The organism is Rhodopseudomonas sp. (assembly GCF_013377015.1).
GTDB lineage: Bacteria > Pseudomonadota > Alphaproteobacteria > Rhizobiales > Xanthobacteraceae > JARJEH01.
This window is the reverse complement of record NZ_JACABA010000005.1, coordinates 77,076-100,966: the sequence shown is the minus strand read 5'-3', so window position 1 is coordinate 100,966 and position 23,891 is coordinate 77,076. Positions and strand designations below refer to the sequence as shown.

Annotated in this window: 24 protein-coding genes and 1 tRNA gene; 15 read left to right on the top strand and 10 right to left on the bottom strand. The window is 64.6% G+C overall.

The features are described 5' to 3' along the window. Nucleotides 1–84: 84 nt before the first annotated feature. From HXX15_RS19295 to cpdR, 3 genes are all read right to left on the bottom strand, one after another. A complete protein-coding gene (locus tag HXX15_RS19295; protein ID WP_296518014.1) occupies nt 85–345 on the bottom strand; it encodes a hypothetical protein in 261 nt (86 codons plus the stop codon). Between the two features lie 172 nt (nt 346–517). Then, a tRNA-Val gene (locus tag HXX15_RS19290) sits at nt 518–592 on the bottom strand. A 69-nt stretch (nt 593–661) separates the two neighbouring features. Further along, on the bottom strand, nt 662–1,021 hold the full coding sequence (gene cpdR, locus HXX15_RS19285; RefSeq protein ID WP_044410648.1) for a cell cycle two-component system response regulator CpdR: 360 nt from the start codon (nt 1,019–1,021) through the stop codon (nt 662–664). 303 nt (nt 1,022–1,324) lie between these two features. On the opposite strand from cpdR, the gene HXX15_RS19280 reads away from it, so the two are divergent. Both HXX15_RS19280 and hisN read left to right on the top strand, forming a co-directional pair. Beyond that, the gene (locus tag HXX15_RS19280; RefSeq protein WP_296518013.1) at nt 1,325–2,212 is read left to right on the top strand and encodes an N-formylglutamate amidohydrolase; all 888 of its coding nucleotides are present in this window, start codon (nt 1,325–1,327) and stop codon (nt 2,210–2,212) included. 521 nt (nt 2,213–2,733) lie between these two features. After that, on the top strand, nt 2,734–3,516 hold the full coding sequence (hisN, locus tag HXX15_RS19275) for a histidinol-phosphatase (protein ID WP_296518012.1): 783 nt from the start codon (nt 2,734–2,736) through the stop codon (nt 3,514–3,516). 7 nt (nt 3,517–3,523) lie between these two features. On the opposite strand, the gene HXX15_RS19270 is transcribed toward hisN, so the two are convergent. Continuing rightward, nucleotides 3,524–4,417, bottom strand: a complete 894-nt coding sequence (locus HXX15_RS19270) for a LysR family transcriptional regulator (RefSeq protein ID WP_296518010.1) — start codon at nt 4,415–4,417, stop codon at nt 3,524–3,526. Nucleotides 4,418–4,503: 86 nt separating this feature from the next. Here HXX15_RS19270 and HXX15_RS19265 point away from each other — a divergent pair, with 86 nt between their 5' ends. Further along, nucleotides 4,504–5,256, top strand: coding sequence for a sulfite exporter TauE/SafE family protein (locus HXX15_RS19265; protein WP_296518009.1), 753 nt, complete (start codon nt 4,504–4,506; stop codon nt 5,254–5,256). 5 nt (nt 5,257–5,261) lie between these two features. On the opposite strand, the gene HXX15_RS19260 is transcribed toward HXX15_RS19265, so the two are convergent. Beyond that, on the bottom strand, nt 5,262–5,897 hold the full coding sequence (locus tag HXX15_RS19260) for a LysE family translocator (RefSeq protein WP_296518008.1): 636 nt from the start codon (nt 5,895–5,897) through the stop codon (nt 5,262–5,264). A gap of 202 nt (nt 5,898–6,099) precedes the next feature. Here HXX15_RS19260 and HXX15_RS19255 point away from each other — a divergent pair, with 202 nt between their 5' ends. From HXX15_RS19255 to HXX15_RS19240, 4 genes are all read left to right on the top strand, one after another. Further along, a complete protein-coding gene (locus HXX15_RS19255) occupies nt 6,100–7,458 on the top strand; it encodes a lytic murein transglycosylase (RefSeq protein ID WP_296518226.1) in 1,359 nt (452 codons plus the stop codon). A 170-nt stretch (nt 7,459–7,628) separates the two neighbouring features. After that, the gene (locus tag HXX15_RS19250; protein WP_366558597.1) at nt 7,629–7,991 is read left to right on the top strand and encodes a DUF2158 domain-containing protein; all 363 of its coding nucleotides are present in this window, start codon (nt 7,629–7,631) and stop codon (nt 7,989–7,991) included. Between the two features lie 264 nt (nt 7,992–8,255). After that, complete coding sequence (locus HXX15_RS19245; protein WP_296518005.1) at nt 8,256–9,194, top strand: 4-hydroxy-tetrahydrodipicolinate synthase; 939 nt, start codon at nt 8,256–8,258, stop codon at nt 9,192–9,194. A 146-nt stretch (nt 9,195–9,340) separates the two neighbouring features. Further along, the gene (locus HXX15_RS19240) at nt 9,341–10,951 is read left to right on the top strand and encodes a GDSL-type esterase/lipase family protein (RefSeq protein ID WP_296518225.1); all 1,611 of its coding nucleotides are present in this window, start codon (nt 9,341–9,343) and stop codon (nt 10,949–10,951) included. Nucleotides 10,952–10,953: 2 nt separating this feature from the next. Here HXX15_RS19240 and HXX15_RS19235 read toward each other — a convergent pair whose 3' ends face one another. After that, the gene (locus tag HXX15_RS19235) at nt 10,954–11,688 is read right to left on the bottom strand and encodes an SDR family oxidoreductase (RefSeq protein ID WP_296518004.1); all 735 of its coding nucleotides are present in this window, start codon (nt 11,686–11,688) and stop codon (nt 10,954–10,956) included. 136 nt (nt 11,689–11,824) lie between these two features. Here HXX15_RS19235 and HXX15_RS19230 point away from each other — a divergent pair, with 136 nt between their 5' ends. The 3 genes from HXX15_RS19230 (at nt 11,825) to HXX15_RS19220 (ending at nt 14,098) form a co-directional block, all read left to right on the top strand. Continuing rightward, nucleotides 11,825–12,604, top strand: coding sequence for an SDR family NAD(P)-dependent oxidoreductase (locus HXX15_RS19230; RefSeq protein WP_296518003.1), 780 nt, complete (start codon nt 11,825–11,827; stop codon nt 12,602–12,604). A gap of 123 nt (nt 12,605–12,727) precedes the next feature. Then, entirely contained in the window at nt 12,728–13,615 is an 888-nt protein-coding gene (locus tag HXX15_RS19225) for a TauD/TfdA family dioxygenase (protein ID WP_296518002.1), read from the top strand. Between the two features lie 267 nt (nt 13,616–13,882). Then, nucleotides 13,883–14,098 (top strand): hypothetical protein, encoded by a 216-nt coding sequence (locus HXX15_RS19220; RefSeq protein WP_296518001.1) that lies wholly within the window; start codon nt 13,883–13,885, stop codon nt 14,096–14,098. Between the two features lie 59 nt (nt 14,099–14,157). On the opposite strand, the gene HXX15_RS19215 is transcribed toward HXX15_RS19220, so the two are convergent. Next, nucleotides 14,158–15,798, bottom strand: a complete 1,641-nt coding sequence (locus tag HXX15_RS19215; RefSeq protein WP_296518000.1) for a lysine--tRNA ligase — start codon at nt 15,796–15,798, stop codon at nt 14,158–14,160. A gap of 78 nt (nt 15,799–15,876) precedes the next feature. Further along, nucleotides 15,877–16,797, bottom strand: coding sequence for a transporter substrate-binding domain-containing protein (locus tag HXX15_RS19210; RefSeq protein WP_296517999.1), 921 nt, complete (start codon nt 16,795–16,797; stop codon nt 15,877–15,879). Between the two features lie 86 nt (nt 16,798–16,883). Here HXX15_RS19210 and HXX15_RS19205 point away from each other — a divergent pair, with 86 nt between their 5' ends. The 4 genes from HXX15_RS19205 to HXX15_RS19190 all read left to right on the top strand — a co-directional run bounded on the left by HXX15_RS19205 (nt 16,884) and on the right by HXX15_RS19190 (nt 20,774). Continuing rightward, entirely contained in the window at nt 16,884–17,618 is a 735-nt protein-coding gene (locus HXX15_RS19205) for a LuxR family transcriptional regulator (protein WP_366558596.1), read from the top strand. Nucleotides 17,619–17,700: 82 nt separating this feature from the next. Then, on the top strand, nt 17,701–18,315 hold the full coding sequence (locus HXX15_RS19200; protein ID WP_296517998.1) for an acyl-homoserine-lactone synthase: 615 nt from the start codon (nt 17,701–17,703) through the stop codon (nt 18,313–18,315). 135 nt (nt 18,316–18,450) lie between these two features. Then, nucleotides 18,451–18,645, top strand: a complete 195-nt coding sequence (locus tag HXX15_RS19195; RefSeq protein WP_296517997.1) for a hypothetical protein — start codon at nt 18,451–18,453, stop codon at nt 18,643–18,645. Nucleotides 18,646–18,701: 56 nt separating this feature from the next. Next, the gene (locus HXX15_RS19190) at nt 18,702–20,774 is read left to right on the top strand and encodes a glycosyltransferase family 2 protein (protein WP_296517996.1); all 2,073 of its coding nucleotides are present in this window, start codon (nt 18,702–18,704) and stop codon (nt 20,772–20,774) included. Here the strand turns inward: HXX15_RS19190 and HXX15_RS19185 are convergent. Together HXX15_RS19185 and HXX15_RS19180 are read right to left on the bottom strand one after the other, a co-directional pair. Next, the gene (locus tag HXX15_RS19185) at nt 20,719–21,312 is read right to left on the bottom strand and encodes an SCO family protein (protein ID WP_296517995.1); all 594 of its coding nucleotides are present in this window, start codon (nt 21,310–21,312) and stop codon (nt 20,719–20,721) included. The genes HXX15_RS19190 and HXX15_RS19185 overlap by 56 nt on opposite strands. 168 nt (nt 21,313–21,480) lie before the next feature. Then, nucleotides 21,481–21,939, bottom strand: a complete 459-nt coding sequence (locus HXX15_RS19180) for a hypothetical protein (protein WP_296517994.1) — start codon at nt 21,937–21,939, stop codon at nt 21,481–21,483. Nucleotides 21,940–22,212: 273 nt separating this feature from the next. Here HXX15_RS19180 and HXX15_RS19175 point away from each other — a divergent pair, with 273 nt between their 5' ends. Beyond that, complete coding sequence (locus HXX15_RS19175; protein ID WP_296517993.1) at nt 22,213–23,871, top strand: FAD-binding dehydrogenase; 1,659 nt, start codon at nt 22,213–22,215, stop codon at nt 23,869–23,871. Nucleotides 23,872–23,891: the final 20 nt, after the last annotated feature.

The following is a 23,891-nucleotide window of genomic DNA, read 5'->3' as shown; positions in this document are numbered from 1 at the left end:
AATCGGTCCGGATAGACCGCGGCATCGCATCCACAAACGACAACGGCCTCCACCAGGGAGGCCGTCGATTGATGCTTGGCTGGATCAGCGGTCGCGGTCGATGATGATGGTCTTGCGATCGCGATCGTCGTCGCGGTCGCCGTGCTTCCTGATCACGACGGTGTCGTCGCGGTCGCGGCGGTCGCGTTCATGGATGACTTCTCGGTCGCGATAGCGGTCATGGTTGCTGGTCCCGACCGTAATGCCGCCCGGGCCTACTCCAATGCCGACCTCTTCGGCGCCAGCGGGAATCGCGCTGCAAAGTGCGGCCAGCGCGGCAGCCGTAATGGCCAGACGCTTGATCATGGAGTGCTCCTGTTCTGCAATTTCGTTACAGGCAGCTAATCCGGGGGCGACTCAATGGTTCCCTGGAACCAGAGCTAAGCAAAGCATTTGGCGGGCTGGATAAGGACGGTGACCGATCGGCCGGAGCGCCGATTCGCTGAACGCGGGGCGGTCCAGCGACTTAAGGATTAGATGGTGGGCGCGACAGGGATCGAACCTGTGACCCCCTCGATGTCAACGAGGTGCTCTCCCGCTGAGCTACGCGCCCTCACGTCAAGTCCGGGTTGCGTCCCTATATCGGCTCCGATGCGGGCAGGCAAGCAGGTCTAAGGAGGAATCAGGCCGCCAGCATCTTGTTCACTTCGCTGACCAATTCCCGCAGATGCACCGGCTTGGACAGCACCTTGGCATTTTTCGGGGCTTCCGAATCGGAATTCAGCGCCACCGCAGCAAATCCGGTGATGAACATGATCTTGATGTCGGGGTCGAGTTCGGAGGCGCGGCGCGCCAGCTCGATCCCGTCCATTTCCGGCATCACGATGTCGGTTAGAAGCATTTCAAACGGTTCTTCGCGCAACCTCTGATAGGCTGACAGCCCGTTATCATAGGATGACACCTGAAACCCGGCGTTTTCCAGCGCCTTGACCAGGAACCGTCGCATGTCGTTGTCGTCTTCGGCGAGGAGGATTTTGTGCATGGCTGCTGGACGTCAAACCCGGATGAGAGGATCACTCGCTGCACTTAGCCCGATGGCTGGTAAATATCGGGTGAAAGCTGCGCCACCTATCTGGCGCGGAGCGAGCTTCAATCGTGCGCCGGATCAGGTGCCGAAGCAACAAAGCCTGGAGTTTTGCGTCATCAACCGGTTTCCGGGCCGGGCGGGGATTATTTCGCTTGGCAGGGCTGGCGTCATTGCCGACAATGACGACGCTCGCGACGGCGACCTTCGCGGTCAGGGACAAGGCCGGAAAACCGCATATTCGAGGGATGGCGCCCGACCATGACGGATTTTGACGGTGAATTCTCGCCAGCGTTCGAGATCGCCGAACCCGCAGTCTGGCGCGCCCCGATCATTTTCAATTCACCGCATTCCGGCTCGGTGTACCCCAACGCGTTCCTGAATGCGTCGCGGATCGACATCGAGGCGCTACGCCGTTCGGAAGATTCGTTCATGGACGAATTGATCGACGGGCTCGGCGAGCGCGGCTTTCCGGTGGTGCGGGTGCACTTCCCGCGGTCTTATGTGGACGTCAATCGCGAACCCTACGAACTCGATCCGCGGATGTTTTCCGGGCGGCTGCCGAGCTTCGCCAACACCCGTTCGATGCGGGTCGCCGGCGGTCTCGGCACCATTCCGCGCGTGGTCGGCGACGGCCAGGAGATTTACCGCGAACGCATCCACATCGACGACGCGCTCGGCCGTATCGAGGCGCTGTACAAGCCGTATCATCGCGCGCTGCGGCGGCTGATCAACAAGGCGCATCAGAATTTCGGAACCGTGATCGTGGTGGACTGCCATTCGATGCCGTCGGTGGGGATCTCGCGCGACGAGCCGCGGCGACCCGACATCGTGATCGGCGACCGCTACGGCACCAGCTGCGCCTCGCTGATCCCCGACACCATCGAGGAGGCGCTGGCGGCGCGCGGCTATACGATCGGCCGCAACAAGCCTTATGCCGGCGGCTTCATCACCGAGCATTACGGCAATCCCGCCAGCGGGCTGCACACGGTTCAAGTCGAGCTCAATCGGGCGATCTACATGGATGAGCGGCTGCGCCAGCGCAGCGCGCGTTTCGCGCAGGTTGCCGCCGATTTCACGCTGCTGGCCGATGCTCTGGCCACGATCCCGCTCGGCGATCTCGGGCCATTCCAGGCCGCGGCGGAATAGCGCCGCGCCACGGGCGAAGGTCTTCCCTGGCGTTGCCAGATGTCGCTCCAGAAAAAAGGGCCGCTTGCGTTGGCAAGCGGCCCAAGTCTAGGGAGGAAACGCCCAAGGAGGGCAGCGATAGCGCGAGGCGCTACCGCACCGCAACAATATGCAACTGCGCCGCACAAAACGCAAGTATTTTCGAACATTTTCCTATGCAAAAATGCATGTCTGATTGGCGGTTTCGGCGCCGATAAACGGAATTTTTTTGAGCCTAATCAAAGAGATAAAATTGGAGCGAACCGCTCTCGTTAGTGACAGAGACCCGCAGCTGGGGCAATCGCAAGCTTGTGAACGGTACCGATATTCACGAAAACATGCCATCCGCGATGCTTTTCGAAAGCTGGTCGTCGTAGCCGATGACCAACCATCGTAGATGTGGATCGGTCCCACCTGACCATAATAAAGCAGGCGACGGCCGCGCGATTGGATTACCCAATAACGTAGCATTGCCAGCAACCCCCGGTTCACAAGGAACACCCGTGACGGTCATCGATTTCACCGCCTTTATCGGACGCCTTGCGACATCATCCGGCGAGACCATCCTGCCGTTCTTCCGGACCACGCTGGCAATCGACAACAAGAATCCCGGCCAGGATTTCGACCCGGTCACCGAGGCCGACCGCGCCGCCGAGGCGGTGATGCGCCGACTGATCAAGGCGAACTTCCCGCAGCACGGCATCGTCGGCGAGGAATTCGGCAGCGAGCGCGAGGACGCAGAATACGTCTGGGTGCTGGACCCGATCGACGGCACCAAATCCTTCATCTCCGGATTTCCGGTCTGGGGCACGCTGATCGCGCTGCTGCATCGCGGCACCCCGGTTTTCGGCATGATGCATCAGCCGTTCATCGGCGAACGTTTCAGCGGCGACAGCGGTTCGGCGCAATATCAGGGGCCTTCCGGCGGCCGAAAGCTGACGGTGCGGCGCTGCGCCACGCTGAAGGAGGCCACCTCCTTCACCACCAGCCCGCTGCTGATGAACGCCGAGGACCGCGCCGCATTCGGCCGCGTCGAGGCCGCGGTCCGGCTGTCGCGCTATGGCGGCGATTGCTATTCCTACTGCATGCTGGCGGCCGGCCTGCTTGATCTCGTGATCGAGACCGAGCTGAAGCCCTATGACGTCGCCGCCCTGATCCCGATTATCACCGGCGCCGGCGGCATCATCACCACCTGGGAAGGCAAGCCGGCGCAGAGCGGCGGCCGCATCATCGCCGCCGGCGATCCTCGCGTGCACAAGGCGGCGATGGAATTGCTCAACGCCTGATACGCGGCTATTGCGGCGCCGATTTGCGCAGATGCGCGACCAATTGTTGTGCCGGCCGCGGCAGGGATTTCAGGCCGCGCACGCAGATCACCAGCTTGCGGCTGGCCCAGCCGTCGCTCAGTCGCACCGCGGCGATCTTCATGGTCCGGGCGTAGCCCCGGGCCGCGGCTTCCGGCATCAACGCCACCCCGACCCCGGCCTCGACCATCTGGCAGAGGCTGCCGAAATCGCGCAGCCGAGCGCGAAACCGCAGCCGCGTTCCGAACCGCGCCGCCTGCGTGGCGATGTGATCCTGCAGCGCGCTCGGCCCCGCGAGGCCGACGAAATCCCGTTGTAGCACGTCGCCGAATGCGACGCGGCGATGCTGCGCCAGCGGATCGCGCGGCGGCAGCACCAGCACCAGCCGGTCGTCGCAGAACGCGAACCGTTCCAGATGGTCCGGCAGCGCCGCGTCCACCGCAATGCCGATCTCCGCGGTGCCCGCGGCGATCGCCTGGGCGATTTCGGCGCTTTCGCGTTCCTCAACGTCGATATCGAAATCGGGTTGCGCGGCGAGAAACGAAGCCAGCGTTTTCGGCAAATGCTCGGTCAGGCTGGCGGTATTGGCCAGCAGATGGACGCTGGCCTTGAGGCCTCGCGCATAGGCGGCGAGATCGCCGCGCATCATTTCGACGCCGTGCAGCACCACCCTGGCATGACCGAGCAGGCTGTCGCCCGCCGCCGTGATCGCCACGCCGCGGCGGCCGCGCGTTAGCAGCGTCACCCCCAGCGATTGCTCCAGCGCCCTGATCCGCGCACTCGCCGACGCCAGCGCCAGATTGGCGCGGACCGCGCCGGCGGTGATGCTGCGCGCCTCGGCGACCGCGACGAACAGCTGAAGATCGACCAGGTCGAACCGCATCGGGCCTCCCTGCCTTCGGATTTAACGGAGGCTAAATCAAGAGTCTCCACATTGTGCCGGCATTGGCGTTGCGTCAATGTGCCGCCATGCTGGATCCGTTTTTGATTCTCGTCGCCGCCGTGTTCGCGCTCGCCGGCTTCGTCAAAGGCGTGATCGGGCTCGGGCTGCCGACCGTGGCGATGGGGCTGCTGGCGGTGTCGATGCCGCCGGCGCAGGCGCTGGCGATCGTGATCGCGCCGGCGATCGTCACCAATATCTGGCAGACCGTGGTCGGCCCTTATCTGCGCGACATCGTCCGGCGGCTCTGGCCCTTGATGCTCGCCACCGCGATCGGGATCTGGTCCGGCGCCGGATTGATGACCGGGCCCTATGCCCGCTACGGCACCGTAGTTCTCGGCGTGCTGCTGGTGATCTATGCGCTGCTCGGGCTGACCCAACGCCGCTTCCATGTCGCCGCGCGGCATGAACGTTGGATCGGCGGCGTGGTCGGGCTGATCACCGGCGTGGTCGCCGCGGCGACCGGCGTGCAGGTGATTCCGTCGATGCCATTCATGCAGGCGATCGGCATGGAGAAGGACGAGCTGGTGCAGGCGCTCGGTGTGTTCTTCACCACCGCCACCGTGGCGCAGGCCTTCAACCTCACCGCCGCCGGGCTGCTCACCGCCTCCACCGCCTTGCCCGGCGCGGTGGCGATGGTGATGGCGTTCATTGGCATGTTCGTCGGCCAGGCGGTGCGCAGCAGAATGGACGCGGCCGCGTTCCGCCGCTGGTTCCTGATCGCCATGATGGGGCTCGGCTGCTATCTCGCCGGCAGCGCGCTGGTCAATATCCTGGCCTGATCCGGTCAGCGCGCCTGCGCCAGCGCGACGCGAACGCCGAGCGCGACGAACATGCCGCCGAGCAATCGGTTGATCCAGAGCAGCGCCCGCCCGGATTGACGGATGCGGCCGGCGGCTTGTGCGGCGAAGGCGGCCAGCCCGAGACACCACAGCGTGCCGTTGAACACGAAGATCAACCCGAGCAGCAGGAATGCGAAGGCCTTGTGCGGCGAGGCGGCATCGACGAATTGCGGCAGGAACGCCAGGAAGAACAACGCCACTTTCGGATTGAGCGCGTTGGTCAGCGCGCCCTGCCAGAACACCTCGCGCAGCGGCGTCGTCCGGCTGCCGTCCGCTGCCGCGACGAAGCCAGTTGTGCGCGACGCCAGCATCCGGACGCCGAGCCAAATCAAATAGGCCGCGCCGATCAGTTTTATCGCGGCGAAGGCGGTGGCGGAGGCTGCCAGCAGCGCTGACAGCCCGATCGAGGCCGCCGCGACATGGACCAGGCAGCCGGTGCCTACGCCGAGCGCAGCCAGAGCGCCGCCGCGCCATCCCAGCTGCACGCCGCGACCGACGATATAGGCGGTATCCGGCCCCGGCGTGACATTCAGCAGCAGTCCGGAGACCACGAACAGCCAGAATTCATGAATGCCGAGCATCGGGGCTTTCGCTTGCAGCGGGGGTGTCGCGGTTCGGCGATCGGCCCAGCTGACAACAAAAATTCGCCGTTGTTAAGCTGTTGGAAACCGTGACGGGGCCTCCTTGGGTTTTTGCGAGGAGCGAGGCGCGGACGGGATGGAACAGATGGGCTTTTTCGCCAGGCTGCTGCGCAACTCGATCACCGCCGCGCTCGGGGTGGCGATGACCACGGCCACGATGGCGCAGTCCTCGGGCGGCGGACCGCTGAGCCTGTTCGATAATTTTTTCACCGGCTCGGTCTCGCCGGGCAATCGCGCAGCACCCGCTGCCCCGCCCCGTTCCGCCACCGCGCAGAACCAGCCCACGCCGGCGCCGAGCTCGGCACCGCTGCCCTGGAGCGGCGAGGACGGCGCCTCGGGCCACCCCTTGATGACGGCCGCCGCAATCCGCGAGGCAGCGGCGAATTTCGACAATTGCGTCGCGGCGATGTGGCCGGACGCCGCGCGTCGCGGCATCTCGCAACAGAGCTTTCAGCGCTTCACCGCCGGGCTCGAGCCGGATCTGCGGATCATGGACCTGATGGATTCGCAGCCGGAATTCACCAAGGCGGTGTGGGAATATCTCGACATCCTGGTCAACGACAACCGGCTCGCCCGGGGCCGCGAGATCCTCGCCCAATTCAGGCCGCAATTCGACGCGGTCGAAAAAGCTTACGGCGTCGACCGCTATATCATCGCCTCGATCTGGGGCATCGAATCCAACTACTCGACCCAGATGGGCGACCGCAGCGTGCTGAACTCCACCGCGACGCTGGCCTGCGTCGGCCGCCGCCAGAAATATTTCAAGGACGAGTTTCTGGTAACGCTGGAAATCCTGCACCACGGGGACCTGCGCCCCGAGCAGATGCGCGGCTCCTGGGCCGGCGCGTTCGGCCCGACCCAATTCATGCCGACCGCGTTCAAGCGCTACGCGGTCGACGCCGACGGCGACGGCCGCCGCGACGTGGTCGACAACCCGTATGACTTGATCGCCTCCACCGCCAACAATCTGAAGAAGGACGGCTGGCAGCCGGGCGCGACCTGGGGCTATGAGGTCGCGCTGCCCCGCGACTTCAACTACCTGCTGGCCGACCGCGCCAAGGCGATGACGCTGGCGCAATGGGACCACATGGGCGTGCGCCGCGCCGGTGGCCAGCCATTCCCGAACCCGGCCGAAAAGGCCTATCTGCTGGCGCCCGCCGGCGCCGAAGGCCCCGGCTTTCTGATGCTGCAGAATTTCCGCGTCATCATGAAGTACAACCCGGCCGAAGCCTACGCGCTGGCGATCGGCCATTTCGCCGATCGCCTCCGCGGCGGCGCCCCCTTCGTGCAGCCATGGCCGCGCCAGGAACGCGTGCTGTCCCGCAGCGAACGGCTTGAACTCCAACAACTTCTGGCCCAGCGCGGCTACTACCGCGGCACCCCCGACGGCCAGTTCGGCGGCGAAACCAGGCAGGCGCTGCGCAGCTTCCAGGCTTCGATCGGGGCGCCGGCGGACGGGTTTGCGACGGGGGATGTGCTTGAGAGGCTGAGAGGAAGGTAGAAACTCGATTCTGCTGCGGTTAGTCCCCTCAATAGTAGCACTGTCGGTTCCCGGACACCTTCTCGGCTGGTGAAGCTACGAGGCTTTCGCTATTGTTGCGTCGCAAACTCGCGTGATTCGCGTCGACGACCTCGGATACAAATATGACAGCTCTCAAACTGGGCGACCTCGTGGTGCTCAAGTCCGGTGGACCTGTCATGACCGTGGACGCCATCAACACCGATATTTTCGACGACAACAAATTTACCGGCGTGGTCTGCGTCTGGTTCGTCGGCGACAGGCTGGAGCGGGTGCGGTTCGACTACCGGGCGGTTGAGCCGGCGAATCTGCAGGAGCTGAAAGCCGCTCCGCAGCCGGAGGTCACCGGCGACTACAAGGACGTGCTCGATTCCATGACGGCGGAAATGAACCCGGCCGAGGAATTCTGCAGCAGCGCCCCGAAGCGCGTCGGCAAGATCAAACGGAAAAGATCTGCCCGGGCCAAGCCGAACGGTCAGGCCGCGAGCCTTCAGGCCGGCGTAGTTGGGCCGTAGCTTATTTCGCGATCGAACCGACGTGCCGCGCGACGCTGTCGCGTTTCGCTTGGCGCCCGCTTGACAATTCTTGCCTGCCCTGCGCATTTTGCAGGATGATCATTCGCATCGTCCATCTCGTCTCGAAAAACCGCGCCTGTTTTGGGGCCGGGGATGCACGCGCGCGCTAGATCAGTCCGCACCGTATCAACCCCATCGCCCCGCCGGTTTCGACGGGGCTTTTTTATTGCGTCTCCGTCTCCGGCCTACAGCAGGAGACGACCCATGCAAGCCGAGACCGAGCCGCCGAGTGGCCTGTGGCTGCCGCTGATCACTCCGTTCCGGGATGGCGCAATCGACGCCAAATCGTTGCGCCGGCTGATCGCGCACTACGCGCGCAAACCGCTCGACGGGCTGATCCTCGGCGCCACCACTGGCGAAGGGCTGACGCTGGACGACGATGAGCTCGAACGACTGGTGATGATCGCGGCCGAGGCGCGGGCGGAATCTGGCCGCGCGATGCCGACGTATCTCGGGCTGTCGGGCAGCGACACCAGCAAGGTGGTCCGATCGTTGCTGCGGACCGCGAACTGGCCGGTCGACGGCTATCTGATCGCCTGCCCTTACTACACGAGGCCGTCGCAGCGCGGCTTGGTGCTGCATTTCGAGGCGCTGGCCGATGCCACGGCTCGGCCGATCATGATCTACAACATCCCGTATCGCACTGGGGTCAATCTCGGCAATCCGGCGATGCTGCAACTGGCCGGCCGCCGCAATATCGTCGGCGTCAAGGATTGCTGCGCCGATACGCTGCAGACGGTGGAGCTGTTGCGCAAACGACCGGCCGGCTTCGCGGTGCTGACCGGGGAGGACGCGCTGTTCTATGGCGCCTTGATGCGCGGCTGCGACGGCGCCATCCTGGCGTCGGCCCATGTCGAAACCGAAGCCTTCGCCGCGGTCCGGCAGCGGCTGGCGGCGCAGGACCTGATCGGCGCTTCGGCGGAATGGCGCCGGCTGGCAGAGGTGCCGCAGCTGTTGTTCGCCGAGCCCTCGCCGACGCCGCTGAAATACTGGCTGTGGCGCGAGGGGCTGATCGACAGCCCCGAAGTCCGGCTGCCGATGACGGCCATCGACACAGCCCTCGCGGGCGCCATCGACCGGCGGATTTCGCGTGCAAAACCGGCCGCTTACGCGCGCCGGCCGGAACCCGAAGCGGTGCGCTAACCTTGCCGCGACACAGGCGGCCGCCGCCCTTGACGGCGGCCGATGCCGGGCCAATAGCTTGCGAAAGCTGCCCGCTTGCGGCCCGAATCCGGTACTATAGATCTGCGCAATCCCTGCTGTTCGAGCGCCGCGAAATTGTCATGTCCATGAAGCCGAAATTCCTGCTGGGTGTCCTGACTGAACGCGGCCCGCTGATCGCGCTCAGCGTCGCCGCGATGCTGCTGTTCGGCATTGCCGGTCCGGCCTCGGCGCAGTTCTTCAATTTCGGCGGCCCACCGCGACCGCAGGCGCCGATTCCGCGCAGCGGCGGCGGCTGGTTCGGCAACGACATCTTCGCGCCGTTCCAGCAGCAGGCGCCGCGCCGGGCGCCGGTGCGCGAGGATTTTTCGCGGGCGCCGGCGCCGGAAAAGCGCGAGACGGTGCCCGAGCGCAACGTGCTGGTGCTCGGCGACGGAATGGCCGACTGGCTGGCCTATGGCCTCGAGGGCGCCTATGCCGAACAGCCCGAAATGGGCGTGATCCGCAAGCACAAGACCACCTCGGGCCTGATCCGCTACCAGCCCAAGGGCGAACCCGCCGACTGGACCGCCGCCGCCAAAGGGATTCTCAGCACCGAAAAGCCGGACGCCATCGTGGTGATGCTCGGGATCAACGACCGCATTGCGCTGCGCGAAACCGTGGTCGAGAAGTCGGACAAGAAGGACGCCCGCGGCAAGCCGGATGCGAAAACCGACGCCAAGTCCGATGCCAAGCCTGACGACAAGCCGACCGACAAGACCGCCGATGCCGAACTCTCCGACGACGACGATGCCGATACCCCATCGATCATCGCCCCGGAGAAAAGCACACGCTCCGCCAACGGCAACTACGCGTTTCGCGAAGAGCGTTGGATCGAACTCTACGGCAAGAAGATTGAAGAGCTGATCGGCGTGCTGAAGTCGAAGGGCGTGCCTGTGTTGTGGGTCGGACTGCCAGCGGTACGCGGCACCAAGGCGACCTCGGACATGCTGTTCTTGAATGCGCTGTATCGCGACGCCGCTGCGAAGGCTGGCATCACCTATGTGGATGTCTGGGACGGCTTTGTCGACGAAGCTGGACGCTTCCTGCAGCAGGGCCCCGACTTCGAGGGCCAGAGCCGCCGACTGCGCGCCTATGACGGCGTGTATTTCACCAAGGCCGGCGCGCGGAAGCTCGCGCATTACGTCGAGCGCGAGATCACCCGGCTGCTAGCGGGACGCTCCGCGCCGTTTACGCTGCCGACCGAACCCGGCACGCCCGATGCGAATGCCAAGCCGGGCGGCCCGGCGCCACGCCCGATGGCGGGGCCGATCCTTCCGCTGGTGGCGTCATCGGTCAGCACCGATCAATTGCTCGGCGGACCCGGCACCCGGCCGGCACCGGTCGATGCGCTCGCCGCGCGGACGCTGGTGAAGGGTGAATCGCTCGCCGCGCCTGCCGGCCGCGCTGACGATTTCGTCTGGCCGCGCCGCGAGGTCGGATACGAAGCCGCCAAGGAACCGCCGAAGAGCGAGCAGCCGGTCGCCGGAGCGACGCCCGCCGGCGATACTGCCGGAATTGCGGACGCGCCGCCGAAACCGAAGCGGGTCAAGCCGGCGCCGCCGCAGCCAGCGACGGGATTTTTCGGCTTCGGCGCCACACCGGCGCCACAACCGCAGCAGCCGCCGCGCCCGCGCGCTCCACGCCCGCCCGGCGATGTCGGGCGATCGGCCTGGGCCCCCGGCTTCTTCTCGCGCTAAGCCTAAAGGATCAGTCCGCCATCGACCACCAAGGTGTGGCCAATGATGTAGGACGACAACGGCGAGGCCAGAAACAGCGCCGCACCGGCCATGTCCTGCGGGGTACCTAACCGCTTCAGCGGAATGTTTTCGATCGCGCCTTCGAGCCGCTTCGGATGCGCGGTGGTGACCTTGGTCATCTTGGTATCGACCAGGCCGGGGGCGATGCCGTTGACGCGGATGCCGTCCTCGGCCCAGGCCTCGGCCAGCGTCCGCGTCAGACCGACCGCGCCGGTCTTTGAGGCGTTGTAGGACGGATTGCCCTTGGTGGAGTGATAGGCCGCGGTCGAGGAGACGATGATCAGCTTGCCGGCGGCGGCCTTCAGCAGCGGATGATACTTCAGCGCGCAGCCCATCAGGCTGACCAGATTGACTTCCATCACCTGGCGAAATCCCGCCATCTCGAATTCGCCGCGGCGATAGATCACCGCACCCTGCGCCAGCACCAGCACGTCGAGCCGGTCGAGCGGCGGCGCGAACGCCTCGATCGCCTGCGGCTGCCCGACGTCGAGTTGCGCGTAAGCGAGGCCGGCGAGGTCCGAGCCCTCGACCTCAGCATAGTTGGCGGCGCCGGTGCGGGTGCCGCTGACGCAGACGCTCGCGCCGCGGGTGCGGAACGCCTGCGCGATGCCGTTGCCGATGCCGCTGGAGCCGCCGATCACCAGCACCTGCTGGCCGCCAAAATCCAGTTCGCTCATCGCCTCGCTCCCTTGTTGTTGCTGTTGTTATTGCCGCGTTTGACCTCTGTGCAGATCGGTGCGAGCGTTGTCAATCAAGGCAAGCTAATCGAGCCGCGCGAGCGCGCGCCAACAACAACAAGTTCGGAGGAAACCGATGTCGGACTTTAAACAGCTCAGCCGCTCGGTCAAAGGCCTGCGCGTGCTCGTCACCGGCGCGGCAAGCGGAATGGGCCGCGCCACCGCGCAGGTGTTCGCGGCCGAAGGCGCGCAGGTCGCGGCGACCGACTTCGACGGCGACGGCGCGCAGGCGGTTGCCGCGGCGATCGTCGCGCGCGGCGGCAGCGCCAAAGCCTGGACGCTCGACGTCTCCAGCGCTGCCAACATCAAGACCGTGGTCGACGCGGTCGCGCAAGCGTTCGGCGGGCTCGACATCGTCATCAACAATGCCGGGATCTCGGTCGTCACCGCGATCGACGCCGACGGCTATGACGAAGCCTGGGACAAGAGCATCAGCGTGCTGCTCACCGCGCATCAGCGCATGATCCGCGCCGCACTGCCGTATTTGCGCCGATCAAGCTGCCCGCGGATCGTCAACATCGCCTCCACCGAGGCGCTCGGCGCCACCGCGCTGCACAGCCCGTATTCGGCGGCGAAGGCCGGCGTGGTCGGCCTCACCCGTTCGCTCGCGGTCGAACTTGGCCGCGACGGCATTACCGTGAACTGCATCTGCCCAGGGCCGATCTCGACCGGCATGACGCAACGCATCAAGGACGAGCACAAGGAGATCTACGCCCGACGCCGCACCGCGTTGCACCGCTACGGCGACCCGGAAGAAGTCGCCCACGTCACGCTGAGCCTGTGCCTGCCGGCATCGTCGTTCCTGACCGGCGCGATCATTCCGGTCGACGGCGGCTTGATGGCGCGTAACGCATAGCCGCCCTCGCGCCGCGCAGTTGACTTCGTCCCTTCGCGGCGTAGCTTTCGGTTAGCAAGCGGCACGGGCGACCGAAGCCGCGCATCGAATGGGTCAACCATTCCGTCCGGAGGAATACCGCACATGGCGATCTCGATCCGCAAGCTGCATCCGTTGTTCGTCGGCGAAATCAGCGGCGTCGATCTGCGCCAGCCGATCAGCCGCGACGACGCGCGCGCCATCGAACACGCGATGGATGACTACGCGGTGCTGGTATTTCCCAAGCAGGACATCACCGACGAGCAGCAGCTCGCTTTCGCGCGCAATTTCGGCGAGCGCGAGAACGCCCATGGCGGCACTGTGGCCAAGCCGCAGGACGCGCGGCTGACCAGCGGGGTCAACGACGTCTCCAATCTCGGCAAGGACGGCAAACCGCTGCCGCGCGATCACCGCACCCATTTGTTCAACCTGGGCAACTGCCTGTGGCATTCCGACAGTTCGTTCCGGCCGATCCCGGCGAAGTACTCGCTGCTGTCGGCGCGGATCGTCAATCCGAGCGGCGGCAACACCGAATTCGCCGACATGCGCGCGGCCTATGACACGCTCGACGACGCCACCAAGAGCGAAATCGAGGACATGATCTGCGAACACTCGCTGATGTATTCGCGCGGCGCGCTCGGCTTTCTCGACTACTCTGACGAGGAAAAGCAGATGTTCAAACCGGTGCTGCAGCGGCTGGTGCGGACCCATCCGGCGCATGGCCGGAAATCGCTGTATCTGGCCTCGCACGCCGGCGCCATCGTCGGCATGACGGTGCCGGAAGGCCGGCTGCTGCTGCGCGACCTCAACGAGCACGCCACCCAGCCGCAATTCGTCTACGTCCACAAATGGACTCTGCATGACCTGGTGATGTGGGACAACCGCCAGACCATGCACCGGGTGCGGCGCTACGACCATGCGCAGCCACGCGACATGCGCCGCGCCACGGTGGCGGGCGACGCGCCGACGGTGGCGCGGCAGGCAGCCGAATAGCAAATCGGTAATTGTACCGACACCCGGTTGAAACCGGGCGGTAACCACACGGCCGATCACGAGTCTGTGCGTGGCTTGCGCCGCGCATCCGCTGTACCCATCTCATGTTGCACCGCACAAGACCGCTGCGGCGGCCTTTTCGAAGGCCCGCGCGATTCCGCCAGCTCAAGGCGTTTTGACGAAATTGCGGAAGGAAACACCAGGCAGGGCGCTCTTCACGGAGCTTTTGTTCGCAACGGCTCCAACACAATCGAAGGAACCACTGCTATGGCCACTTGTATGCGTTGCCGCGCCGATTTTCGGAAGCCGAATGTAGAAGCGATCGACGGCCTCTACGAGATCCACACCTTGAGCTGCGACAATTGCGGCTTCGAAGCCCGGATGGCGCTGCGCGCGATCGATCCGATCGCGCAATGCTCGCTGTTTCGCATCATGATGGAACCGGCCGCCAAGCGCCAGCCGCAACGCGCCGCCGCGGCGTGAGGGCCTCATCACGCAAGATGCAGCGGGAAGGCGCGCGGCATCTTGCGTTGAAGTGACTGCTACGCACTCCGCGCCAGCGCGCCGTCGATCATCGCCACCGCGTTGGGCAGGCCATAGACCGCGACGAAGGAGCCGAAGCGGGGGCCCTTCTCCTGGCCGAGCAGCACCTGGTACAGCATGTTGAACCAGTCCAGCGCCACGCCGGGCTTGCCGTCCTTGGCCGCCTTCTTGTGGTCGAGGAACGGTTCGCGGCGGCCGATTTCGTAGACCACGTCCTGAATCGCTTCCGCTGTGGCGTCCGCAGGCAGTTGCGACAGCGCGTCGCGCAGATCCTGCAGCGCCACCCGCTCGGCCTCGACCGGCTCGCGGAAGGTTTTTGTCGGCGCCACGAAGTCGCGATAATAGTTGATGGCATAGCCGACCATGGCGTCGAGCTTCGGATGGGTTTGCGGCGTCACGCCGGGGCGATAGCGGCCGATGAAGCCCCACAGCGTCTCGGCGTTCTCCGCATTCGATGACGACACCAGCGTCAGCAGCAGCTGGAACGTCACCGGCATATCGGATTTCGGCGGATGGCCGGCATGAATGTGCCAGACCGGATTGGCGAGCTGCTGCTTGGGGTCCTGACGCGCAAAGCCGTCGAGGAACTGCTGGTAGTCGTCGACATTGCGCGGGATCACGTCGAAGAACAGCCGCTTCGCCGCCTTCGGCTCGCGATACATGAACAGCGACAGCGATTCCGGCGAGGCGTAGCGCAGCCATTCGTCGATGGTCAGCCCGTTGCCCTTCGACTTGGAAATCTTCTGGCCCTTGTCGTCGAGGAACAGCTCGTAGTTGAAGCCTTCCGGCGGCGTGCCGCCGAGCGCCGAGCAGATTTTTCCCGACAACTTCACCGAATCGATCAGATCCTTGCCGGCCATTTCATAATCGACGCCGAGCGCGCACCAGCGCATCGCCCAATCCGGCTTCCATTGCAGCTTGCAATGGCCGCCGGTGACCGGCAGCGTCACGCGCTCATTGGTTTCGGGATCGTCGTAGCTCACCGTGCCAGCCTTGGCATCGTGCGCGACGATCGGTACTTGCAGCACCACGCCGGTGCGCGGACAGATCGGCAGGAACGGCGAATAGCTCGCGGCGCGCTCCTCGCGCAGGCTCGGCAGCATGATCGCCATCACCTTGTCGAACCGCTCCAGCACCCGCAGCAGCGCGGCGTCGAATTTTCCCGAGGTGTAGTAATCGGTCGAACTGGCGAATTCGTAGTCGAAGCCGAACGTATCGAGGAAGGCGCGAAGGCGCGCGTTATTGTGCTCGCCGAAGCTCGGATGGGTGCCGAACGGATCGGGGATTTTCGTCAGCGGCTTGCCGAGATGGCTGGTCAGCATCTCCTTGTTGGGCACGTTGTCCGGCACCTTGCGCAGGCCGTCCATGTCGTCGGAGAACGCCAGCAGCTTGGTCTTGATCCTGTCCTCGGTCAGCACCCGGAAGGCGTGTCGCACCATGGTGGTACGCCCCACCTCGCCAAAGGTGCCGATATGCGGCAGGCCGGAGGGACCGTAGCCGGTCTCGAACAGCACCACGTCCTTCGGGGCTTTCTGCAGCCGCGCCACAATCGCTTTGGCCTGCTCGAACGGCCAGGCGTTGGATTGTTCGGCGAGCGCGCGCAGGTCGCTCGGGCTCGTGGCAAGATCAATCGTGGACATCAATGGCCTCCTGGGCCGCGGAACCTAGCGGCTCCTCGGCAAAATGCCAAACCGCCAAAATGTGGATCTGGGGTGAATTCAGAACGGGCTGACGGAGAAATAACGCAGCCACAGGTCGGTGTAGCGGCCTTTTTCCCAGACCCGGAACAGCGCCCAGTTCAGCGCCTGCCGCAACAGATCGTTGCCCTTGCGGACCGCGATGCCGACACCTTCGCCGAAATATCGGCTTTCGACGAACGGCCCGCCGGAGAACGCGCAGCATTCGGCGGAATCGGTGCCGTTGATCCAGAACGCCAGCGAGATCGCGTCGCCGAAAATGAAATCGACCTCGCCGCGCCGCAGCGCCAACCGCAACGCCTCGTCATTCGGATAGGAATGCAGCTCGGCGTCGGTGAACAGGGTCTTCAGGTACGCCTCGTGGGCAGAGCCGGCGATCGCGCCGATCTTCTTGCCCTCGAGATATTCCGGGCGCATTTCCGGCATCACCGCATCCCTGCGCGCCACGAAACGCGCCGGTGCCCGGTAATACGGATCGGTAAAATCGAGCCGCGCCCGCAGCTGCGGCGTCACCGCCAAGGAGGCGATGATGGCGTCGCCGCGATTGCTGGAAATCGCGTCCAGCAGGGTTTCGAAACGCCGCATCTGCACCGTGCAGGTGACCTTGATCTCCTCGCATAGCAGCCGCGCCAAATCGACGTTGAACCCGGCGGGATTACCGTCAGCGCCGGTGAAGTTGAACGGCGGGTAATCGGTCTCGGTCATGAATCGGATTACGGTCAGGCGCGACAGGTCGGGACGGTCCGGCCTCCGCCGCGGGTCCCAAAACCCCGGCACGGCCTGCGGCGTCGACCCCGCGATTGCCTTCGGGGCAACCTGCGCGGATGCAGCACCGAATGCCGAGGCGGCCAGCAATGCGCCGAACAGCGTCACCGCCAGCAGCAAGGCCATGTGGACGCCGAGCAATCTTTCGTTGATGGATTGAACAATCTGTGGTTGCATTACCGACGACCTTCGAATGGAAGGTCTTATAGACCATCCATCGGTCGACGCGAGTGCCGTTTGTTGCGTGGTGGGGCGAGGCGGGGATGGCGCAACTTGACAATAAACACTTCCAGACCGCGATGGCGGCCATTGATGTAATCGACAGGACGACGGATGAGTTGCAAATCGCCTCGGCGGTTCATCTTTCGGTCGCTGCTTTCGGCTTCGAGCATTTTCTCTGCGGTACGCCAAAAACTACTCAGCGCCGAAATTTCGACGCCTGCATCTTGATGAATCGCTGGCCGAGTGGCTGGTTCGAGATGTACCGCGCCTGCGATTTCCAGCGGCACGATCCGATCGCCCGTTTTACCCACTCGCAATTTCGCTCGGCGAACTGGTCCGACATTCCGATTCCCGATGATCCCAAAGCCCGGTCGATCATGAGCATCGCCGCGGTGGACTTTCGATTGCGGCGCGGAGTCAGCGTTCCGATTCATGGGCTGAGCGGATATCAGGCGGGCATCTCGTTCGCCGGCTTCGAGATCGAAGAGACCGCGGACGCAAGATCGGCGGTCGAATTGATCGCCATCTACGCCTTCAATAAGCTCCTTCACATGAAGGCCGCGACCGCCGGCCGCGACAAGATTCTCACGCCGCGGCAACGCGAGATCCTGAGCTGGATCGCGATCGGCAAGACTGCCTGGGACGTCGGGCAGATTCTCGAGATCTCGGAAGATACGGTGAACAAGCTCGTGGCCTCGGCGATCCAGCGGCTCAAGGTCTCGAACCGGACCCACGCCGTCGTCGAGGCGATCCGGCGCCGGGAAATCGAGCTGTAGCCCTGTCAATACCTAGTTCTCGGAATCGCTAAATCCCGCGCCAACGCGATGCTCAGCCCCTCGGAAATGGGAGGGGCTTGCAATGATCCGCATCGTCAACAACGACAATCGGGCACGTTACGCGAAATCAATGGATCAGCATTTTCGGATGCGTCACAAGATCTTCGTGCAGGAGCGCGGCTGGAAGGAATTCGAGCGGGGAACGATCGAGACTGACGAATTCGACACCGAACATGCGGTCTACGGCTTGGCCATCGACAGGCAAGACGACGTCGTCGGTTGCTTCCGCCTGTACCCGACCACCCTTCCGCACATGATGAGCGAGCATTTTGCGTGGATGGTCGATGGACCGGTGCCGCAACGTTCCGACCTGCTCGAGGCGTCCCGCTATTCGATCATGGAAGGCCGGCGGGATAGCCGCACCTATCAGGAACTGTTTCTTGGCATCGTCGAATACTGCCTGTCGCAAGGCATCACCGGGGCCACCGCGCTGGCGCGTACCCTCAGGGTGCCGATCCTGCAAAGCATCGGGATGATCGTTCGGCCGCTCGGCCTGCCCGCGGACATCGCGGGCGAAAGCAACGTCGCGGTGTTGATGGAGACCAGCGAGGAAAGTCTGGCGCGAATCCGCAAGAACGCGGGTGTCATCGGCTCCGTCCTAGAATCGACCGAAGCCGTTTCCCATCGGGTGGCCTGATTGTCAGACCCAGCCGGGTAAGCCTGCCCTGCAACCGCGTCACGACCGACGAAGTTCGTCGGTCGGAGACGTCGACAGGGACTTCGGCTTGCCGCTCCTCCTTCAAATTCACAGACTGCCTCCAGGGTGACATCAATGCCAAACAAGAAGCGGATCGACGAACTCAGCGCGCTGATCGATCAGACCTACAGGCTTGCGCTGGAGCTCGATCAGACGATGGCGGCCTACCTGCTATCGATGGCAAGCCTGGAGGTCGCCGAAACCATCGAAGGCAAGAAATGTAAGAAAGGCAAGCGATCCAACTTGGTCACGCACCCGCCTTTGCAGTGAGGCCGACCACGCGGCGACGGAGGCGCGTTCCGTTTGCGTGAAGCCAGGATCGTCCCATGACCTTCACAGACCATGTCCGAAGCGGGGAGACGATGGTGACGTCGTCGCAGGGACGTGCGATCCGGCCGTGGCCGGAGCGACCCGCCTTCCTAGCCCGCTGGAACGCGGCGCTGCGCCCTTGCAATGACAATCCGCACGCCAACATCGACAGCGGCCCGGCATCCGAGTTGGACTGCCTGCGTGGCGTGCTTTCGCCCGCCCTGCTGCAAGCCGCGGAATGGCGCGCCAGAGAATTGAACATCGGAGCCGATCGGGTTCTGATCCAGTGGGGCGTGATCGACGAGGAGGCGTATCTGTGGCGGCTCGCAGCACATCTCGACATCGCCACCGAAACCTTTGCCGAGATCGGTCGCGCCGATTCCCCGCTACGCGATCACCAGATTCCCCACGCCGCGACATTCGGCCTGATCCCGCTACGACACAACGGCGAGTTGATCTGGACGCTGGCGCCAAGGCTGCTGGCGTCGCGGATGCTGTGCGATTTGGTGGCGAGATTTCCGGACGTGAAGCCGCGGACGCGGATGACCTCGGCGTCTTCGCTGCAACAATTCCTGATGCAGCAGGGTGGCGGCGCGCTGGCCGACGCCGCCACCAATAATCTACGACAAACATTTCCAACGATGTCGGCGGCTCCGTCCAGGCAACGCGGACCGCTATGGTGGCAGCGCATTGAGCGTGGTGCCGGCGTCGCGACACTCCTGCTCTTGCCGCCTGCAATCCTGCCCGAAGCCTGGAGCACCACGATGGCTCTCTGGTTCCTGGCCTTCTGCGCGCTGCGGCTCGTGGCATGTTTCTGGCCACGGTCCGCTGCCGTGCAATTGGCGCGGCTGCCCGATTCCCAATTGCCAGTCTACACCTTGATCGCGGCGCTGTACCGCGAGGCGAGTGCGGTCGCCGCCTTGTTGCGAGCGTTCGAAGCGCTGGACTACCCGCAAGAAAAGCTCGATGTCATCCTGGTAGTCGAGCCGAACGATTTGCAGACCCGCGCCGCCATCGCCCGACTGCGACCACCGCCGCATGTCCGGGTGCTGATCGCGCCGGCGGTTCATCCTCAGACCAAGCCGAAAGCGCTGAATTGCGCCCTGCCCTTTGCCCGCGGTAGTTTCGTCGCGGTATATGACGCCGAGGACCGACCCGAGCCCGGCCAGTTGCGCGCCGCGCTCGATGTGTTTCGAAGCCATGGCACCGACACCGCCTGCGCGCAGGCCAGCCTGCGCATCGACAATGTCACTCACAGCTGGCTGTCGCGTACATTCGCCGCCGAATACGCCGGGCATTTCGACGTTTTCCTGCCCGGCCTGGCCGCACTCGGATTGCCGCTGCCGCTTGGAGGAAGTTCGAACCATTTCCGCACGGCAGTGTTGCGCGAGGTCGGCGGCTGGGATCCCTATAATGTCACCGAGGACGCCGACCTCGGCTTTCGGTTGCACCGCTTCGGCTATCGCTCGATCAGCTTCGCCTCGACAACCTTCGAGGAGGCACCGATCACGTTCGGCAATTGGCTGCGCCAGCGCACCCGCTGGATGAAGGGCTGGGTGCAGACCTGGCAGGTGCACATGCGCAAGCCTGCACGGCTGTGGCGCGAGATCGGACCGGGCGGATTCGTCACGCTGAACGTCATCGTCGGCGGCAACGTGCTGACGGCGCTGGTCTACCCGATCCTGCTGTACACGCTGCTGGCTGCGATTCTCGCCGCGGCGTTTCCGAAGGTCGCATGGCTGGTGCCGGAGTTGCCGACACCGCTGCATCTGGCCGCGATCACAGCCGGCTGCGCTTCAACCATTGTGGTCGGCCTGACCGGACTGGTGCAACGCGGCCAGTTGCGCCGCGGCTGGATCATGGCGTTGACGCCGCTTTACTGGCTTTGCCTGTCGATCGCGGCGTGGCGCGCGGTGACGCAATATGTGTGGGCGCCCTACCAATGGGAAAAGACCATGCACGGCGTGGCCGAGCGGGAGGCTCCCTGCGCGCCGGATCGAACCGCCGCGACAGTGGTGCAGCCCGGCCTGCGCGCTACAGATAGCGCTTCAGGTCGGTGGCGGCTTCCTCGGGCTTTCGCTTCAGGTTGAACGGGGCCACGAAGTTGCCGTCGCGATCCATCAGATAGATCAGCGCGGTATGGTCCATCGTGTAGTCGCCATCCTTGAGCGGCACCTTCTTGGCATAGACCCGGTAGCCAGACACGATCTTCGCCACCGCCTCGGCGTTGCCGGTCAGACCTTTCAGATGCGGATCGAAACTGGACAGATAATCCTTCATCGCCGCCTGCGTATCACGCTCCGGATCGACCGAGACAAAATAGGCATTGACCCGATCGGCATCCTTGCCCATCGCCCGCAATACCTCGGAGATTTCGAACAGCGAGGTCGGACAGACGTCGGGGCAATGGGTGAAGCCGAAGAAGATCAGCGTCGGCTTGCCCTGCAGGCTCTTTTCGGTAACGGTCTGGCCGGTTTGATCGACCAGCTGGAACGGGCCGCCGATTGATGCCGGCGCGGTGACGCTGCGCAGACCCCCGAGCAGCCACAACACCACCACCAGCCCGACCACGAGGCTGCCGGCGAAGGCCGCGATCAAGACGAGCGGGCGGGTGGATTTGGCTGTCATCTGGGTTCCTCGGGGCAATCCGGCAACTGGCGTTGCGCCAGTCGGCATGCGCCGCGGCCCGCGATAGGCCGCACCTGCGATCGCATGGCTGCTCCAGATAGAGCTCGCCGCAGCGTCGGGCAAGCGCCCGGCGCGCCTCGTCGATCACGTCATGCGGAAAACCGGGACTCAGTGCGCCGACGAGGCGTGGGCGTCCATATAGCAGGGCTTGTACATCCCCATCAGCGCCCGGCCGCGCAGAAAGATCATCCGCGGGGTGAGCCCACCGCGCTGCGCGATCCAGCGCCGAATCGGAGTTGGATACATCGAATACAGCATCTGGGTGGCTTCGGGATTCGTTACCGCGCGGCCATTGGAGCCGCGGTCCCAGGCGGCATGGAATCCGAGATTGGCCTTCGAGGTCACGCAGATCTTGTCGTGTGGAACCGCGCCGAGCACGATGGTGCAGGCGGACGCGCACAGGCCGTCGATGATCACGGTTTCGCCAGAGCTGCGCAGGTCCTGATATTTGTCGACATAGGTTCCGATCCGGCCGCCGCGGTCCTCGGCAATCCGCACCACCGCGTGGCTCGACGCCACGCCAGCGAGAAGGAGCACCACCGTCAGCAATCCCGTAACCAATCTCATGACCAGCCCCAATCAAAGCCCGTCTGCCAAACAGCGTCTTGAGTGACGCCGGAACCTCGCGATTCAAGACAACGTCAGCGTGTTGGGTGATCGGGTTTTTGTCCAGATGGCCGAGATGATTCAAATCAAATTCAAATCGAGTGTTGCAGGCGGGATGCACCTCGGGGAACCACGGTCCCGATTTGAAACAGCTGACGCGATTCCGGCGCGATTTGCCGTTGACCGAAGTTTGCGGCGCGGGCTTTGATCCCGATCGGGAACAGGGGACGCGCGATGGCGGACGATGCAGACGTAATCGTGGTCGGCGGCGGGCTCGCCGGGCTGGTGGCCGCGACCGAAATCGCCGACGCCGGCAAGCGCGTCATCGTGGTCGACCAGGAGGGCGAGCAGAATCTCGGCGGCCAGGCGTTCTGGTCGTTCGGCGGCTTGTTCCTGGTGGACTCGCCGGAGCAACGCCGGCTCGGCATCAAGGACAGTTACGATCTCGCGCTGCAGGACTGGATCGGCTCCGCCGGCTTCGACCGCGACGACGATCTGTGGCCACGACGCTGGGCGGAAGCCTATGTCGGCTTCGCGGCCGGCGAAAAACGCGACTGGCTGCGCGCGATGGGGCACCGGATCTTCCCGGTGATCGGCTGGGCCGAGCGCGGCGGCTATGACGCGATGAGCCACGGCAATTCGGTGCCGCGGTTTCACGTCACCTGGGGCACCGGCCCCGGCATTGTCGAGCCATTCGAGCGCCGCGCCCGAATGGCGCAGGCCGAAGGCAGGCTGACGTTCAGATTCCGTCATCGCGTCGATCAACTCATCATGAGCAACGGCGCTGCCGAAGGCGTTAGTGGCGCGATCCTGGAGCCCACCGCAGTCGAACGCGGCCAGAGCAGTTCGCGCACCGTCGTGGGCGACTTCACCCTTCGCGCCAGCGTGGTAATCGTCGCTTCCGGCGGGATCGGCGGCAATCACGAGCTGGTGCGACAGAACTGGCCGAAGCGGCTGGGCGAGCCGCCGAAGCGAATGATCTCCGGCGTGCCCGCTCATGTCGATGGCCGGATGATCGGCATCACCGAAGCCGCGGGCGCGCGGCTGATCAACCGCGACCGAATGTGGCATTACGTCGAGGGTATCGAGAATTTCGCGCCGATCTGGCCGAAGCACGGTATCCGTATCCTGCCCGGACCGTCCTCGATGTGGTTCGACGCCACCGGCCGGCGGCTGCCGGCGCCGCTGTTTCCCGGTTCCGACACGCTCGGGCAACTCAACTACATCATGGCGACCGGCTATGACTACTCCTGGTTCATCCTGACCCAGGATATCATCAAGAAGGAATTCGCGCTGTCGGGATCGGAGCAGAATCCCGACCTCACCGGCAAGAGCTGGCTCGCCACCGCGCGCCGCGCCACCAACAAGGGCGCGCCGGCGCCGGTGGAGGCGTTCAAGCGTAACGGCGTCGATTTCATCGTCCGCGACAATCTCGCCGACCTGGTGGCGGCGATGAACACGCTGTCAGGCGACAATCTGCTGCAGCTCGATCGGATCAAGACCCAGATCGAGGCGCGCGACCGCGAGATTGCCAATCCTTACGTAAAGGACGCGCAGGTGATGAACATCCACAATGCGCGGCGCTATATCGGCGACCGGCTGATCCGCACCGCCAAGCCGCATCGGATTCTCGACCCCGCGCGTGGCCCGTTGATCGCGGTGCGGCTCAACATCCTGACCCGCAAGACGCTGGGCGGCTTCGAGACCGATCTCGATTCGCGGGTGTTCGGCGCCAATGGCGCCATCATCCCCGGCCTCTACGCAGCCGGAGAAGCCGCCGGCTTCGGCGGCGGCGGCATGCACGGCTACCGCTCGCTGGAAGGAACCTTCCTCGGCGGCTGTCTGTTCTCGGGCCGCAATGCCGGACGCGCTGCGGCGAAGGCCGCGGGGTAGCGAGCGCCGCGTCAGCCGGC

What these genes read in the sequence shown, in the direction of transcription:
- HXX15_RS19295 (WP_296518014.1), bottom strand. Translation starts at nt 345, where the DNA reads ATGATCAAGCGTCTGGCCATTACGGCTGCCGCGCTGGCCGCACTTTGC.
- cpdR (WP_044410648.1), bottom strand. Translation starts at nt 1,021, where the DNA reads ATGCACAAAATCCTCCTCGCCGAAGACGACAACGACATGCGACGGTTC.
- HXX15_RS19280 (WP_296518013.1), top strand. Translation starts at nt 1,325, where the DNA reads ATGACGGATTTTGACGGTGAATTCTCGCCAGCGTTCGAGATCGCCGAA.
- HXX15_RS19270 (WP_296518010.1), bottom strand. Translation starts at nt 4,417, where the DNA reads ATGCGGTTCGACCTGGTCGATCTTCAGCTGTTCGTCGCGGTCGCCGAG.
- HXX15_RS19265 (WP_296518009.1), top strand. Translation starts at nt 4,504, where the DNA reads ATGCTGGATCCGTTTTTGATTCTCGTCGCCGCCGTGTTCGCGCTCGCC.
- HXX15_RS19260 (WP_296518008.1), bottom strand. Translation starts at nt 5,897, where the DNA reads ATGCTCGGCATTCATGAATTCTGGCTGTTCGTGGTCTCCGGACTGCTG.
- HXX15_RS19255 (WP_296518226.1), top strand. Translation starts at nt 6,100, where the DNA reads ATGACCACGGCCACGATGGCGCAGTCCTCGGGCGGCGGACCGCTGAGC.
- HXX15_RS19245 (WP_296518005.1), top strand. Translation starts at nt 8,256, where the DNA reads ATGCAAGCCGAGACCGAGCCGCCGAGTGGCCTGTGGCTGCCGCTGATC.
- HXX15_RS19240 (WP_296518225.1), top strand. Translation starts at nt 9,341, where the DNA reads ATGAAGCCGAAATTCCTGCTGGGTGTCCTGACTGAACGCGGCCCGCTG.
- HXX15_RS19235 (WP_296518004.1), bottom strand. Translation starts at nt 11,688, where the DNA reads ATGAGCGAACTGGATTTTGGCGGCCAGCAGGTGCTGGTGATCGGCGGC.
- HXX15_RS19230 (WP_296518003.1), top strand. Translation starts at nt 11,825, where the DNA reads ATGTCGGACTTTAAACAGCTCAGCCGCTCGGTCAAAGGCCTGCGCGTG.
- HXX15_RS19225 (WP_296518002.1), top strand. Translation starts at nt 12,728, where the DNA reads ATGGCGATCTCGATCCGCAAGCTGCATCCGTTGTTCGTCGGCGAAATC.
- HXX15_RS19220 (WP_296518001.1), top strand. Translation starts at nt 13,883, where the DNA reads ATGGCCACTTGTATGCGTTGCCGCGCCGATTTTCGGAAGCCGAATGTA.
- HXX15_RS19215 (WP_296518000.1), bottom strand. Translation starts at nt 15,798, where the DNA reads ATGTCCACGATTGATCTTGCCACGAGCCCGAGCGACCTGCGCGCGCTC.
- HXX15_RS19210 (WP_296517999.1), bottom strand. Translation starts at nt 16,797, where the DNA reads ATGCAACCACAGATTGTTCAATCCATCAACGAAAGATTGCTCGGCGTC.
- HXX15_RS19205 (WP_366558596.1), top strand. Translation starts at nt 16,884, where the DNA reads ATGGCGCAACTTGACAATAAACACTTCCAGACCGCGATGGCGGCCATT.
- HXX15_RS19200 (WP_296517998.1), top strand. Translation starts at nt 17,701, where the DNA reads ATGATCCGCATCGTCAACAACGACAATCGGGCACGTTACGCGAAATCA.
- HXX15_RS19195 (WP_296517997.1), top strand. Translation starts at nt 18,451, where the DNA reads ATGCCAAACAAGAAGCGGATCGACGAACTCAGCGCGCTGATCGATCAG.
- HXX15_RS19190 (WP_296517996.1), top strand. Translation starts at nt 18,702, where the DNA reads ATGACCTTCACAGACCATGTCCGAAGCGGGGAGACGATGGTGACGTCG.
- HXX15_RS19185 (WP_296517995.1), bottom strand. Translation starts at nt 21,312, where the DNA reads ATGACAGCCAAATCCACCCGCCCGCTCGTCTTGATCGCGGCCTTCGCC.
- HXX15_RS19180 (WP_296517994.1), bottom strand. Translation starts at nt 21,939, where the DNA reads ATGAGATTGGTTACGGGATTGCTGACGGTGGTGCTCCTTCTCGCTGGC.
- HXX15_RS19175 (WP_296517993.1), top strand. Translation starts at nt 22,213, where the DNA reads ATGGCGGACGATGCAGACGTAATCGTGGTCGGCGGCGGGCTCGCCGGG.